Raw genomic sequence first — 13,034 nt, 5'->3', positions numbered from 1 at the left:
CGGTTCCGCGGTGCCGGGGCGGACGCCGCGGAACCGTCCAGCCCGCCGGCCCCTCCTCGGCCGCGGACCGCGCCCACCACGGCCGGCATTGCATACCAACCGGTCGGTATGTTGTGATCGAGGCGCGCGCCCCGGCAGGCGGGCGCCCCCCGGACGGAGGTCACCCCGGATGCGGACGTTCAGCGGTGTGGACGACTACGCGAAGGCCGTCGGAACCCACCTCGGCCACAGCGAGTGGCACACGATCACGCAGGAGCAGGTGGACCGGTTCGCGGACGCGACCGGCGACCACCAGTGGATCCACATCGACCCCGAGCGCGCCGCCGGAGGGCCGTTCGGCGCGACGATCGCGCACGGCTACCTCACGCTCTCGCTGATCCCCATGCTCGCCGCCGAGATCTACCGGGTCGAGGGCCTGCGGATGGGCGTGAACTACGGGACGGACAGGGTCCGCTTCCCGGCACCGGTGCCGGTCGGCTCGCGGGTCCGCGCGGGGGCCGAGTTGCTGGCGCTGGAGCGCGGCCCCGCGGGCGCCCGCGCCACGGTCCGCGTGACCATCGGGCGCGAGGGCGGCGGCAAGCCCGTCTGCGTCGCCGACACGCTGTCCGTCCTCGTCGAGTGATTGACGGCGGCGGGCCGCGGAAATTATTGTGAACCGACCGGTCGGTATGTGCTGAATTCAGCGCCGTCCCGGCCCTTCCCATCGCCGTCGCGCGCCTTCGGAGAATTGCCATGATCCCCAGCACGATGCAGGACTTCCCGCTGTCGGTCGCCGCGATCCTGCGGCACGGTGCGCGCGTCTACGGCGGTAGCGAGTGCGTCACCTGGACGGGCGGTGGCCCGCCCCGGCGGGCGACCTTCGCCGAGGTCGCCCGCAACGCCGGGCGGCTGGCGTCCGCGCTGGCCGGGCTGGGCGTCCGCCGCGGCGGCCGGGTGGCGACCTTCTGCTGGAACAACCAGGAGCACCTGGAGGCGTACTTCGCGGTGCCGGCCATGGGGGCGGTGCTGCACACGCTGAACATCCGGCTGTTCCCCGAGCAGCTGTCGCACATCGTCAACCACGCCGACGACCAGATCATCATCGTGGACGACAGCCTCGTCCCGCTGCTGGCGCGGGTCGTCCGGGAACTCCCGGCCGTCGAGGCGTACGTCGTGGTCGGCGACGGCGACGCCACGGCGCTGGAGGACAACGGCAACGGCGCCCCCGTCCTGCGCTACCGCGACCTGCTCGCCGCCGAGGAGCCCGGCTACGCGTGGCCCGACGTGGACGAACGCTCCGCCGCGTCCATGTGCTACACGAGCGGCACCACCGGCGACCCCAAGGGCGTCGTGTACTCGCACCGCTCGACGTTCCTGCACGCGATGGCCGTGCAGTCGGCGTCGATGGTCGGGATCACCGAGGCCGACCGCGTCCTGACCATCGTCCCGATGTTCCACGTCAACGCGTGGGGCCTGCCCTACGGCGCCTTCCTGTCGGGGGCCACGCTCCACATGCCGGGGCCGTTCATGCAGCCGGAGCACCTGACGAGGTTCATCGCCGAGGAGAGGAGCACGCTCGCCTCCGCCGTCCCCACCATCTGGAACGGGATCCTCGCCCACGGCGAGCAGCACGAGATCGACCTCTCGTCGCTGCGCTCGGGCACGTCCGGCGGCGCGGCCGCTCCCCGCGTCCTGCTGGAGCGCTTCGAGCAGCGCTACGGCCTGCGCATCATCCAGGGCTGGGGCATGACCGAGACCAGCCCGCTCGGCGGGATGGCGTTCCCGCCGCCGGGCGTGGAGCCCGGCACCGGCGAGGACATGGAGTGGCGCCTGAAGTCCGGCCGCGTCGCCGCCGGCGTCGAGATGCGCATCGTGGACGACGCCGGCGCCGAACTGCCGTGGGACGGCGAGGCCGTCGGCGAGATCGAGGTCCGCGGCCCCTGGATCACCGGCTCCTACCACCGCGACCCGGCGCCGCGGAAGTTCGACGGCGGCTGGCTGCGCACCGGCGACATCGGCACCATCGACGACCGCGGCTTCTTCCAGATCACCGACCGCGCCAAGGACGTCATCAAGTCGGGCGGCGAATGGATCTCCTCCGTCGAGCTGGAGAACCACCTGATGGCCCACCCCGCCGTCGCCGAGGCCGCCGTCATCGGCATCCCCGACCCGCGCTGGGACGAGCGCCCGCTGGCCTGCGTCGTGCTGCGCCCCGGCGCCACCGCGACGCCGGAGGAACTGGCGTCCTTCCTGGCCGGCAGGGTGGCGCGCTGGCAGGTCCCCGAGAACTGGACCTTCCTGGACGAGATCCCCAAGACCACGGTCGGCAAGTTCGACAAGAAGCCGCTGCGCGCGAACCACGAGAACGCGACCCTGAAGATCGAGCGCATCGAACGCTGACCGGACGGCGTCCGGAGGACGTCGGCGGTGGCCGGCGCCGCCGGGCGCCGGCCACCGAGTGGTTCCCGCGGCGTGGTGGCGATGCGGTCAGGGGGCCGGGGGGACGGGGTCCTTCAGGCCGTTGAGGAACAGGTCGACGTAGTGGTCGCTGATGGCCTCGGTCTTCAGGGTGCCGCCGTGGCGGTACCAGACGCCGATCTGGTGGACGGTGCCGAAGAAGAAGTGGACGGCGATGTCGGCGGGGACGGCGGTGCGGAAGCCGCCCTCCCGCTGGCCCTCCTCGACCAGGGCGCGGAAGCGCTCGTGGTAGCGGCGGCGCTCGGCGCGGACGGCCTCGCGGCGGTCGCGGGCGAGCAGGTGCGTGGAGCGGAAGAAGACCGTGAAGTCGTCCAGGTAGCGGAACGAGGTGTTGAGGACGTCGACGGCGGCGGCGCGCAGGCGCTCCTCGGCGGTGCCGCCGCCGTCGGCGATCTGCCGCAGGCGGGACATCTGCAGGTCGAGGAGCCGGTGGTAGATCTCGTAGAGGAGGTCGTCCTTGGAGCCGAAGTAGTGGTACATGGCTCCCTTGGTGACGCCGGCGGCGTTCACGATCTCCTGGACGGAGGTGTTCTCGAAGCCCTTCTCGGCGAACAGGCGGGTCGCCACGGCCAGCAGCCGGTCGGGCAGCGGCAGGTTGCCGGGCAGCCGGCCTACGGGCGCCTGCGTCATCACTCCTCCTCGTGCCGGGAATCCCCCGGGGTCGCGCCGCCCCGGCACGGCCGCCCGCAGTCCGCCGATCAGCCTACCGGCCGCGCGATGGTTCGGCGCGCTAGGTGATCGGGCCCGCGAATCGGCTGTTGACCGGAGCCGCCCGATGATTCTATCTTCATGGAATCCGACCAGTCGGTATGTGTATTTCGGCCTCGGCGGATTTCGCGCTGATTCATCGGCGAGGTGAGGCGTTATGTCCGGCTCCTCTGCGAACTTGGAACTACGAGAGGTGACCGTCCGCTTCGCCGGGCTGGTCGCACTGGACGGCGTGTCCCTCTCCGCGCCGCAGGGCCGGGTCACCGGTGTGATCGGCCCGAACGGCGCCGGCAAGACCACCCTGTTCAACGCCGTGTGCGGCTTCGTCCGGCCGGAGTCGGGCGAGGTGCGCTGGCGCGGCCGGGTGCTCGGCCGGCACCGGCCGCACGATCTGACCCGGCTCGGCATCGCCCGCACCCTGCAGGGTCTCGGGCTCTTCCCCGGGCTGACGGTCCTGGAGAACGTGATGGTCGGCGCCGACCGGCGCGCCGGGGCCGGGTTCTGGTCCGGGCTGCTCGCGCTGCCGCGCGCCGACCGCGACGAGGCCGCGCTGCGGGAGCGCGCGCTGGAGCGGCTCGCGGAGCTCGGCGTGGCGGGAGAGGCGGCGCGGCTGCCCGGCCAGCTGCCCTACGGGGTGCAGAAGCGGGTCGCGCTCGCGCGGGCGCTGGTCGCCGAGCCCGAACTGCTGCTGCTGGACGAGCCCGCGGCCGGGCTGTCGGCCGCCGAGATGGACGAACTGGCCGAGCTGATCCGCGGGATGCGCGGCGGGCCGGCGGTCGTCCTCGTCGAGCACCACATGGACCTGGTGATGAGCGTCTGCGACCAGGTCGTCGTGCTCGACTTCGGCAAGGTCATCGCCGCCGGCGCGCCCGCGGACGTGCGCGACGATCCGGCCGTGCTCGACGCCTACCTGGGGGAGGAGGTCGCCGGTGCTTGAGGTGACGGACCTCACGGTCCAGTACGGGGCCGTCCGCGCGCTCGGCGGCGTCGGGCTGTCGGTGGACGAGGGCTCGGTGACCGCGGTGCTGGGGGCGAACGGGGCCGGGAAGACCACGCTGCTGCGGACGATCTCCGGCCTGCTGCGCCCCCGCGCCGGCCGCGTCGAGCTGGACGGGAGGGACCTCACGCGGATGCCGGTCGAGGACATCGTCCGGCTCGGCGTCGCGCACGTCCCGCAGAGCGGCGGCGTCATCACCGAGCTCACCGTCGAGGACAACCTGCGGCTCGGCGGGCTCTGGCGCCGCGACCGGGCCGCGCTGGCGCGGCGGGTCGCCGAGATGTACGAGCTGTTCCCGCCGCTCGCCGAGCGGCGGGCGCGCACCGCCGCCACCCTGTCCGGCGGGGAGCGGCAGATGCTCGCACTGGCGCGGGCGCTCACCGGCGCGCCGCGGCTGCTGCTGGTGGACGAGCCGTCCCTCGGCCTGGCGCCGCGCGTGGTCGCCCAGCTCATGGCCGTGCTGCGGCGGCTGTGCGACGAGGACGGCCGCACCGTGCTCCTCGTCGAGCAGAACGCGCGCAGCGCGCTGTCGGTCGCCGACCGCGCGGTCGTGCTCGACCTCGGCGCGGTCGTGGCGGCGGAGGACGCCGCGGCCATCGCCGCCGACGACCGCCTCCGCCACGCCTACCTGGGGTTCTGATGGTGCGCTTCATCAATCTCACGCTCGCCGGCATCACCTCCGGCGTGGTCTTCGCGGCGGTGGCGCTCGCGCTGGTGCTGATCTGGCGGGCCACGCGGGTCGTGAACTTCGCGCAGGGCGCGATGCTGATGTTCACGACGTTCCTCGCCTGGAGCGTCATCGACGCCGGCGGGTCCTACTGGCTCGCGCTCGGCGTCGCGCTGGCGTCCGGGCTCGTGCTCGGCGCGGTCATCGAACGGGTGGTGGTCCGGCCCGTGGAGAACAAGCCGCCGCTGAACGCCGTCATCGTCACGCTCGGCCTGTACGTTCTGCTGCAGGCGGCCGCGGGCATGATCTGGGGCGACACGCCGCACTCCTACCCGCCCGCGTTCACGATCAAGGGGCTGTCGGTGGCCGGGACGCGGCTGCTGCTGTCCCCGTTCGACCTGTTCGTCATCGGCGCGGTCGCGGCGGTCATGGTGCTGCTGACGCTGCTGTTCGTCCGCACCGACCTCGGGCTGCGGCTGCGGGCGTCCGCGTTCGCCCCCGAGATCGCCCGGCTGCAGGGGGTCCGCGTCGGCCGGATGCTGACGCTCGGCTGGGCGCTCGCCGCGCTCGTCGGGTCGCTCGCCGGGGTGCTGATCGCCCCGTCGGTGTTCGTCGGGCCGGCCCAGTTCGACGCGATGCTCGTGTTCGGGTTCACCGCGGCGGTGATCGGCGGGCTGGACAGCCCGGCCGGCGCCGTCACCGGCGGGCTGGTGCTCGGCTGCGCGCTCAGCTACGTGTCCGGCTACGTCAGCTCCGACCTCGTCACGTTCGGGGCGCTCGCCGCGCTCATCACCGTCCTGATGGTCAGACCCAACGGCCTGTTCGCGGCGAGCACGGGACGGAGGGTCTGACGAGGTGGACACCGTCCTGAACGTCCTGCGCCGCTCCACGCTGACGCGGCACACCGCCGGCGCCCTCGCGGCGCTCGCCGCGCTGTACGTCCTGACCACGGCGGTCGGCCCCTACCGGGACCTGCAGATCGCCCAGGTCGCCTACCTCACCTGCGCGGTCGCCGGGCTGACCGTGCTGACGGGGCTCGGCGGGCAGATCTCCCTCGGGCACGGCGCGTTCATGGCCGTCGGCGCCTACACCGCCGCGCTCGTCATCGGGCACTGGGGCTGGCCGCTCGCGGCGGTCCTGGCGGCGGCCGCGGGCGTCACCGCCCTCGCCGGCGTGCTGGTCGGGGCGGTCGCCGCCCGGCTGCACGGCCCCTACCTGGCCGGCGCCACGCTCGCGTTCGCGGTCGGGCTGCCCGGACTCGCCAACTACGCGCCGCTCACCGACCTGCTCGGCGGGCAGAACGGGCTGACGCTCGTCCCGCCGATCCCGCCCGAGTCGCTCGGCGCGACGTTCCCGCTGGAGCGCTGGCAGGCGTGGATCTCCTGCCTCGGCGCCGTCATCACGCTGTTCCTGCTCGCCAACCTCACCCGCGGCCGGTTCGGCCGGACGCTGCGGGCCAGCCGCGACGACGAGATCGCCGCCGCGCTCGCCGGGGTCCGGGTCGCCCGGCTGCGGATCACCGCGACCGTCGTGTCGGCGGCCTGCGCCGGCCTCGGCGGCGGGCTGCTCGCCGTGGTCGCCACGCTCGCCGCGCCGGGCGCGTTCCCGCTCACCCTCTCCCTCCAGCTGATCGCCGCGATCATCATCGGCGGGCTCGGCAGCCTGGCCGGCGCCGTCTGGGGGTCGCTGATCCTGGTCTACGTGCCGACGTGGGCGTCGGACCTGTCGTCCTCGTCCGGCCTGTCGCACAACGTCGCCTCGAACCTGCCCCTCGCCGTCTACGGCCTCGTCCTCATCGTGGTGACGCTGGCCTTCCCGCGCGGTCTCCACGGAGGACTGCGCGACATCGGCGGCGCCGTCCGGCGCCGCGTGCCCACGAGGCGCGACCGTGCTCCCGGGTCGCGCGGTTCCGCAACGACCAGCACATCGGGGCCCACCACCACGCACCCAGGAGGAGCAGATGAATCGATTGCGGACGAGGGCGCTCGCCGTGATGACCGCGGCGACGCTGGCGGTCGCGGCGAGCGGCTGCGGCGGTGACGGCGGCGACGACGGCGGCTCGGCGGCGCCCGGCGTCACCGCGACCACCGTCACCATCGGCAGCCACCAGCCGCTGACCGGCCCGGCCGCGCCCGGCTACAGCGCGAACTCGGCGGCGTCGAAGGCGTTCTTCGACTACGTCAACGCCAACGGCGGCATCAACGGGCGCAAGATCGTCTACAAGTACGTGGACGACGCCTACAACCCGACCCAGACCGTCAGCGTGACGCAGAAGCTCGTCCTGCAGGACAAGGTCTTCGCGATCTTCAACGGGCTGGGCACCCCCACCCACTCCAAGGTCGTCGACTACCTCAACGCCCAGCGCGTCCCCGACCTGTTCGTCGCGTCCGGCTGCGGCTGCTGGGACGAGCCGCAGAAGCACCCGCAGACGTTCGGCTGGCAGGTCGACTACATCCGCGAGGGCAAGATCCTCGGCGACCACATCAAGAAGACGTTCGCCGGGAAGAAGGTCGCCTACTTCTTCCAGAACGACGACTTCGGCCAGGACGGCGTGAAGGGCCTCGACAAGTACATCCCGAAGGCCGACGTGGTGTCCCGGCAGTCCTACCAGCCCGGTAGCACCGACATCGGCGCGCAGGCCCAGGCGATCGCCCAGTCCAAGGCCGACGTCGTCGTGCTGTTCAGCATCCCCACCTACACCGCGCTGTTCCGGCTCGCCTCGCTGAAGCTGAACTACAAGCCGACGTTCGTCGTCAGCAACGTCGGGTCCGACCCGATCACCCTCACCGGGCTGCTGGAGAGCTTCGCCAAGAAGGGCGGCGCCGACGTCAAGGGCAGCCCGCTCATCCAGGGCATGATCACCGACGGCTACCTGGCGGCGCCCGGCGACGCCTCCAACAGCTGGACGCAGCTGTTCAAGAAGATCCACGCCCAGTACATCCCGAAGCTGCCGTTCAACGGCAACATCGTCTACGGCATGTCGGCCGCCTACACCTTCGTGCAGGCGCTGCAGGCGGCCGGGAAGAACCCGACCCGCAAGAGCCTCGTCGAGGCGCTGGAGAAGTCGCACTTCACCGGGCCGGGCGTCGTCCCGTTCGCCTTCAGCAAGGAGTCGCACGCCGGGTACACCGGCGCGGTGATCGGCACGATCAAGGGCGAGAACGTCGTGCCCGAGGGCCAGCCGCTGACCACCGACGACGGTGACGGGCCGATCCAGCCCTACACGACGCCGCAGCCGCAGGCGCCCGCCAACGGCATCCCCCCGGCCGGCTGACGGGCCCGCCGCCGTCCCGCGCGACCGCCCCCGAGGGCGCGGGACGGCGGCCCCGCCGCCCGCCGGCCGCGGCCGCCGCTCAGGCCCGGACGATCTCCGGGCCGGCGGCGGCGAGGTCGGCGGCGAGGTCGGTGTCCAGCCCGGTGTCGGTGATCAGCACGTCGATCTCGGCCAGGCCCGCGAACCGCACCAGGTGGTCGTGCCCGATCTTGGTGCGGTCGGTCAGCAGCACCCGCCGCCGCGACGAGGCGATCATCGCCTTCTTCACCGCCGCCTCCGCCTGGTCGGAGGTGGTCAGCCCGCGCTCGACCGAGCAGCCGTTGGTCGCCATGAACGCCACGTCCACCCACAGGTCGGCGAGCGGGCGCAGCACCCAGTCGTCGACCGTGGCGAGCGTCCGGCCGCGCACCCGGCCGCCCAGGATGATCACGGTCAGGTTGGGGCGGGTGGCGAGCACCGCGGCGTGCGGCGGCGAGTTCACGATCACGGTCAGCTCGCGGTCGGTCGGCAGCAGCTGGACGAACCGGGCCGTGGTCGTGCCCGCGTCCACGATGATCGACCCGTCGGCGGGCAGCTCCGCCAGCGCCGCCTTGGCGATGCGCTGCTTCTCCTCGGTCATCACCGCGTCCCGCGCCGCCAGCTCCGGTTCGAAGCCGAGCCGCTCGACCGGCATCGCGCCGCCGTGCACCCGCCGGACCGTCCCGGCCCGCTCCAGGACGGTCAGGTCCCGGCGGATCGTCTCGGTCGTGACCGAGAACTCCTCGGCCAGCGCCACCACGTCCACCCGGCCCTTCGAGCGCGCCAGCGCAAGGATCGCCTGCTGCCGTTCCTCGGCGTACATGCCCCTCCCACCCGTCCCGCGTCAGGTCAGCTCCGTCCCGCGTTCATTGTGGCGGGTCCGGGCGATCTCGCGCGCCTCGGCCGGATTATCGGCGGCGAGAACGTGCCCGGCCGGCTCCGCGCACCCGGCGAACGTGAACCGCAGCAGCGCGGCGCGGACGGCCCGCAGTGCGGCGGAGGGACCTCGACCATCACGCCGGCCAAGGGCAGCCCCAGCGACCGGGCGAGGATCGCGGTGTGCCCGGTCGGGCCGCCGCGCTCGGTCACCAGCGCGAGGACGGCGGCGGTGTCGAGCGCGGCGGTGTCGGCGGGCGACAGGTTGTCCGCGACGAGGACGAACGGGTGCCCGGCACCGGCAGGCCCAGCACGGCGGCGGCGGCGCGGCCGGACAGGTCGGTGAGGTCGGCGCCCCGCTCGGCGAACACGCCGCCCGCCGCCAGCAGCGGCCGCGCCTGCTCACCGAACGCGCCGTGCTGCGCGTGCGCCGCGTCCGCGCCCTCCTCGACGCGGCTGCGGACGCCGGCGGGCGGTATCGGGTCGCCGGTGATCGCCGCCTGCGCCGCGAGGATCTCGCGGGCCTCCGGCGTCGGCGCGGTCGCCGCCCGCTTCTCCAGCTCGGCCGCGACCGCCGCCGGCGCCCGGACCGCCGGCCGCTCCTCCTCCGCCGCGGCGTCGGTGCCGGCGCGCGGCGGCGGGAGGGCGGGCGGCGGCGCCATCACCTCCACCGGGCCCGCCGCCCCGGGGCCCACCCGAGACCGGTCGGCTCACGCATGGTCGGGCTCCTCGGCGTCCAGGTCGCGGGCGAGGAGGCCGGCCAGCTCGTCCAGGGCCTCGGCGGCGCCGTCCCCGTCGGCGGACAGCGTCACCTCCGTGCCCTGCGCGGCGCCGAGCGACAGCACGCCGAGGATGCTGTTCGCCGGGACGGGCGCGCGGTCCCCGACCCGGATGGACACCGGGACGGGCTGCTGCGCGGCGATGTGCACGAAGATCTTCGCGGGCCGGGCGTGCAGGCCCTGCGCGGAGCCGATGATGACGCTGCGTTCGGGCACGGCTGCCTCCTTGGGGTGATGGTCAGGGTTCGATCGTGACCTTGATGGCCGCGCCCCGGGTGACGAGGTCCAGGGCGTCGTGCAGGGCGTCCAGGGGGAGCCGGTGGGTGATGAGGTCCTCGACCGGGACCTGCCCGGAGCCGATCAGCTCCAGCGCGCGGGCGTTGTGCGCGGGGCTGGACCCGTTCGCGCCGACCAGCGACAGCTCCCGGTAGTGGACGCGGTTGGCGTCCACGGAGATCACCGGGTCGTCCTTCGGCAGGCCGCCGAACAGGCTGACCCGGCCGCCCGGCGCCATCAGCCGCTGCGCCTGCTCCTGCGCGGCGGCCGACGCGGCGGCGGTGATCGCGACGTCGGCGCCCCGGCCCCCGGTGCGGGCGAGGACCTCCTCGACCACGTCGGTGGCGCTCCCGTCGATCGCGGCGTCCGGCTTGACGATCGCGGCGGCCCGGTGCAGCCGCTCGGCGTTGACCTCGACGAGGAACACGCGGGCGGCGCCCCGGGCCCGCGCGACCCGCACGTGCAGGCAGCCGACCGGGCCGGAGCCGAACACCACGACGTCGTCGCCCTCGCCGACGCGCGCCAGCTCCTGGCCGTTCAGGACGCAGGCGAGCGGCTCGGCCACCGACGCCTCGGCGAACGACACGCCGTCCGGGATGCGGTTCACCCCGTCCACGGCGAGCACCTTCGCCGGGACGATCATGTACTCGGCGAACCCGCCGTCGTAGTGGTACCCCATCGACTCCTGCGCGGTGCAGACCGTCATGCGGCCGCGGCGGCACTCGGGGCACGTCCCGTCCGGGACGGCCGCGATGACCTGGACGCGGTCGCCCGCCGCCCAGCCCTCCGCGCCGTCGCCGGCCGCGACGACCTCGCCGGCGATCTCGTGGCCCATCACCCGCGGCGGGACGATGTGGTGGTGCCCGAAGCGGGAGATCTTCACGTCGGTCCCGCAGGTGGAGCAGTTCCGGACGCGGATCTTCAGCTCGCCGGGGCCGGGCTCCGGCTCCGGGGCCTCCTCCAGCCGGATGTCGCCGGGTGCGTAGAAACGGGCGACCTTCATACGGTGTGTCCCTGTTCTGTCGGTTGCTGGTCTTCTGCCTGAGGGGCGAGCAGCGCGAGCACCTGCTCGGGCTCGGTGGCCTCGCGCAGCGCGCGGGCCCGGCCGGGGTCCATGAGGATCTCGGCGAGCTCGGCGAGGATCTCCATGTGGCCGCCGCCGCGCGCGGCGATCGCGATGCACACGGTGACCTCGTTGCCGTTCCAGTCCGCCCCGTCGGGGAACCGGACGACGGCGAGGGCGTCCCGGTGGATGAGGTCGCGCCCCTCGCTGGTGCCGTGCGGGATCGCCACGCCCTCGCCGAGGTAGGTGGAGATCGAGCGCTCCCGCTCCAGCATCGCGTCGATGTAGCCGGGCTCGACGGCGCCGGTGTCCACCAGGACCTGGCCGCACAGCCGGACCGCGTGGTCGCGGCCCGCGGCGCGGGCGTCCAGCCGGATCGCCTCCCGCGCGAGCAGGCCGGCGGCCCGGTCAGCCACCGACCTCACCGCCGTCCTTGATCGCCTTGACGAGGCGGTCCACGGCGGGGTCGCCGATGTAGACCTCGAAGGTGATCACCGGGGTGTCCCCGGCGCCGCGCCGGGCCCGGTCGGCGAGCCCGGTGTGGGTGACGACCACGTCGGCGTCGGCGGGGATCGAGTCGACGGGCGTGTGCTCGACCGTCACGTCGCTCTTCTTCAGCTTCTTGCGCAGCTGGCCGGCGAGCATGACGCTGCTGCCCATTCCGGCGTCGCAGGCGATCACGAGCTTGCGGATGTCCTTGCCGTTCATCGTTGCCGTGCCCTTCCTCGGACGGTTCGGGGGATGGTTCAGGACGCGGCCGCCTTCTTCGCGGCCGCCTTGTTCTCCGCCGTCTTGCTCTTGGCCTCTGCCAGCTCGTCCTCGGCCGCCGACTCGTCGTCGTCCTCCTCCTTGGGCTCGGCGAGCCTGCCGAAGCCGAGCAGCGCGGCGCCGACCCCGAAGGACACGGCCGCGGAGGCGAACAGGCCGGTGTAGACGCCGATCCAGTTGCCGACGCCGCGCGGCGTCTGGGCGAGGTAGGCGAAGATGCTGCCGGGGGACGGGGTGGCCACGAGCCCGACACCGGTCGCGACGAAGATCGCCACGCCGGTCATGCCGCCGGCGATCGCGGCGAGGATCATCCGCGGCTTCATCAGGATGTAGGGGAAGTAGATCTCGTGGATGCCGCCGAAGAAGTGGATGATGGTGGCCGCCGGGACGCTCGGGCGCAGCCGCCGCGGGCCGAAGAACCAGTAGGCGAGCAGGACGCCGAGGCCGGGCCCGGGGTTGGACTCCAGCATGAACAGCACCGACTTGCCGTGCTCGGCGGCCTGCTGCACGCCGAGCGGACCGAGCACGCCGTGGTTGACGGCGTTGTTCAGGAACAGCACCTTCGCGGGCTCGATGAGCAGGGACGTGAGCGGCAGCACGTCGTGGTCGACCAGCCAGCTCACCCCGTCCCCGGCCCAGTCGGAGAAGGTGTTCATGATCGGGCCGATCACCAGGTGGCCGGCGACCGCCATGGCGCCGCCGATGATCCCGGCGGAGAAGTTGTCCACCAGCATCTCGAACCCGGTCCGGACGCGCTCCTGGACGAGGCCGTCGAACAGCTTGATCAGGTACGCGGCCAGCGGGCCCATGATCATCGCGCCGAGGAACATCGGCACGTCCGCGCCGACGACGATGCCGACGGTCGCGACGGCGCCGACCACCGCGCCGCGCTGGCCGTGCACGATCCGGCCGCCGGTGTAGCCGATCAGCAGCGGCAGCAGGAACTTGATCATCGGATCGACCAGCTCGGCCAGGTCCTTGTTCGGCAGCCAGCCGGTGGGGATGAACAGCGCGGTGATCAGACCCCAGGCGATGAACGCGCCGATGTTCGGCATCACCATCCCGGCCATCTTGCCGCCGATGCGCTGGACGGTCGCCCGGAGCCCGCTGCCGGTGGGCTCCGGTGTGTACGTGTCGGCCATCTCCGGCCT

16 protein-coding genes are annotated in these 13,034 nt (G+C 73.3%); 7 read left to right on the top strand and 9 right to left on the bottom strand.

Features of this window, described 5'->3' with window-relative positions; genetic code table 11:
• Window positions 1-169 precede the first annotated feature (169 nt).
• Window positions 170-622: a MaoC family dehydratase gene (locus tag ABZ806_RS31075; RefSeq protein ID WP_500220985.1), complete on the top strand. Its 453-nt coding sequence runs from the start codon at window positions 170-172 to the stop codon at window positions 620-622.
• Window positions 623-732: 110 nt separating this feature from the next.
• Window positions 733-2,379: a long-chain fatty acid--CoA ligase gene (locus tag ABZ806_RS31070; protein ID WP_500220984.1), complete on the top strand. Its 1,647-nt coding sequence runs from the start codon at window positions 733-735 to the stop codon at window positions 2,377-2,379.
• 87 nt (window positions 2,380-2,466) lie between these two features.
• On the opposite strand, the gene ABZ806_RS31065 is transcribed toward ABZ806_RS31070, so the two are convergent.
• A complete protein-coding gene (locus ABZ806_RS31065; RefSeq protein WP_500220983.1) occupies window positions 2,467-3,087 on the bottom strand; it encodes a TetR/AcrR family transcriptional regulator in 621 nt (206 codons plus the stop codon).
• Between the two features lie 235 nt (window positions 3,088-3,322).
• On the opposite strand from ABZ806_RS31065, the gene ABZ806_RS31060 reads away from it, so the two are divergent.
• Genes ABZ806_RS31060 through ABZ806_RS31040 form a run of 5 tightly spaced genes read left to right on the top strand, consistent with a single transcriptional unit; the run spans window position 3,323 to window position 8,103 of the window.
• On the top strand, window positions 3,323-4,102 hold the full coding sequence (locus ABZ806_RS31060; protein WP_500220982.1) for an ABC transporter ATP-binding protein: 780 nt from the start codon (window positions 3,323-3,325) through the stop codon (window positions 4,100-4,102).
• Window positions 4,095-4,802, top strand: a complete 708-nt coding sequence (locus ABZ806_RS31055; RefSeq protein ID WP_500220981.1) for an ABC transporter ATP-binding protein — start codon at window positions 4,095-4,097, stop codon at window positions 4,800-4,802. The genes ABZ806_RS31060 and ABZ806_RS31055 overlap by 8 nt, the downstream gene beginning before the upstream one ends.
• Window positions 4,802-5,680 (top strand): branched-chain amino acid ABC transporter permease, encoded by an 879-nt coding sequence (locus tag ABZ806_RS31050; RefSeq protein WP_500220980.1) that lies wholly within the window; start codon window positions 4,802-4,804, stop codon window positions 5,678-5,680. The genes ABZ806_RS31055 and ABZ806_RS31050 overlap by 1 nt, the downstream gene beginning before the upstream one ends.
• 4 nt (window positions 5,681-5,684) lie before the next feature.
• On the top strand, window positions 5,685-6,869 hold the full coding sequence (locus ABZ806_RS31045) for a branched-chain amino acid ABC transporter permease (RefSeq protein WP_500220979.1): 1,185 nt from the start codon (window positions 5,685-5,687) through the stop codon (window positions 6,867-6,869).
• Complete coding sequence (locus ABZ806_RS31040) at window positions 6,790-8,103, top strand: ABC transporter substrate-binding protein (RefSeq protein WP_500220978.1); 1,314 nt, start codon at window positions 6,790-6,792, stop codon at window positions 8,101-8,103. The genes ABZ806_RS31045 and ABZ806_RS31040 overlap by 80 nt, the downstream gene beginning before the upstream one ends.
• Before the next feature lie 79 nt (window positions 8,104-8,182).
• On the opposite strand, the gene ABZ806_RS31035 is transcribed toward ABZ806_RS31040, so the two are convergent.
• From ABZ806_RS31035 to mtlA, 8 genes are read right to left on the bottom strand one after another with little or no spacing between them, the layout of a single operon-like run.
• Window positions 8,183-8,944 carry a DeoR/GlpR family DNA-binding transcription regulator gene (locus tag ABZ806_RS31035; RefSeq protein WP_500220977.1) on the bottom strand — a complete coding sequence of 254 codons (762 nt, stop codon included), beginning with the start codon at window positions 8,942-8,944 and terminating at the stop codon, window positions 8,183-8,185.
• Window positions 8,945-8,970: 26 nt separating this feature from the next.
• The gene (locus ABZ806_RS31030) at window positions 8,971-9,261 is read right to left on the bottom strand and encodes a PEP-utilizing enzyme (RefSeq protein ID WP_500220988.1); all 291 of its coding nucleotides are present in this window, start codon (window positions 9,259-9,261) and stop codon (window positions 8,971-8,973) included.
• Window positions 9,207-9,662 (bottom strand): phosphoenolpyruvate-utilizing N-terminal domain-containing protein, encoded by a 456-nt coding sequence (locus ABZ806_RS31025; protein WP_500220987.1) that lies wholly within the window; start codon window positions 9,660-9,662, stop codon window positions 9,207-9,209. The genes ABZ806_RS31030 and ABZ806_RS31025 overlap by 55 nt, the downstream gene beginning before the upstream one ends.
• A gap of 45 nt (window positions 9,663-9,707) precedes the next feature.
• Entirely contained in the window at window positions 9,708-9,992 is a 285-nt protein-coding gene (locus ABZ806_RS31020; RefSeq protein WP_500220976.1) for an HPr family phosphocarrier protein, read from the bottom strand.
• Between the two features lie 22 nt (window positions 9,993-10,014).
• Window positions 10,015-11,055, bottom strand: a complete 1,041-nt coding sequence (locus ABZ806_RS31015) for an alcohol dehydrogenase catalytic domain-containing protein (protein WP_500220975.1) — start codon at window positions 11,053-11,055, stop codon at window positions 10,015-10,017.
• Window positions 11,052-11,540 (bottom strand): PTS mannitol transporter subunit IIA, encoded by a 489-nt coding sequence (locus ABZ806_RS31010; RefSeq protein WP_500220974.1) that lies wholly within the window; start codon window positions 11,538-11,540, stop codon window positions 11,052-11,054. Before ABZ806_RS31010 ends, ABZ806_RS31015 begins: the two co-directional genes overlap by 4 nt.
• The gene (locus tag ABZ806_RS31005; RefSeq protein ID WP_500220973.1) at window positions 11,524-11,823 is read right to left on the bottom strand and encodes a PTS lactose transporter subunit IIB; all 300 of its coding nucleotides are present in this window, start codon (window positions 11,821-11,823) and stop codon (window positions 11,524-11,526) included. The genes ABZ806_RS31010 and ABZ806_RS31005 overlap by 17 nt, the downstream gene beginning before the upstream one ends.
• 38 nt (window positions 11,824-11,861) lie before the next feature.
• Window positions 11,862-13,025, bottom strand: coding sequence for a mannitol-specific PTS transporter subunit IIC (gene mtlA / locus ABZ806_RS31000; protein ID WP_500220972.1), 1,164 nt, complete (start codon window positions 13,023-13,025; stop codon window positions 11,862-11,864).
• Between the last annotated feature and the right edge of the window lie 9 nt (window positions 13,026-13,034).

The sequence above is a fragment of the Spirillospora sp. NPDC047418 genome (assembly GCF_040643275.1).
Classification (GTDB): Bacteria; Actinomycetota; Actinomycetes; order Streptosporangiales; family Streptosporangiaceae; genus Spirillospora.
This window is presented reverse-complemented; position numbering and strand designations above follow the sequence as displayed.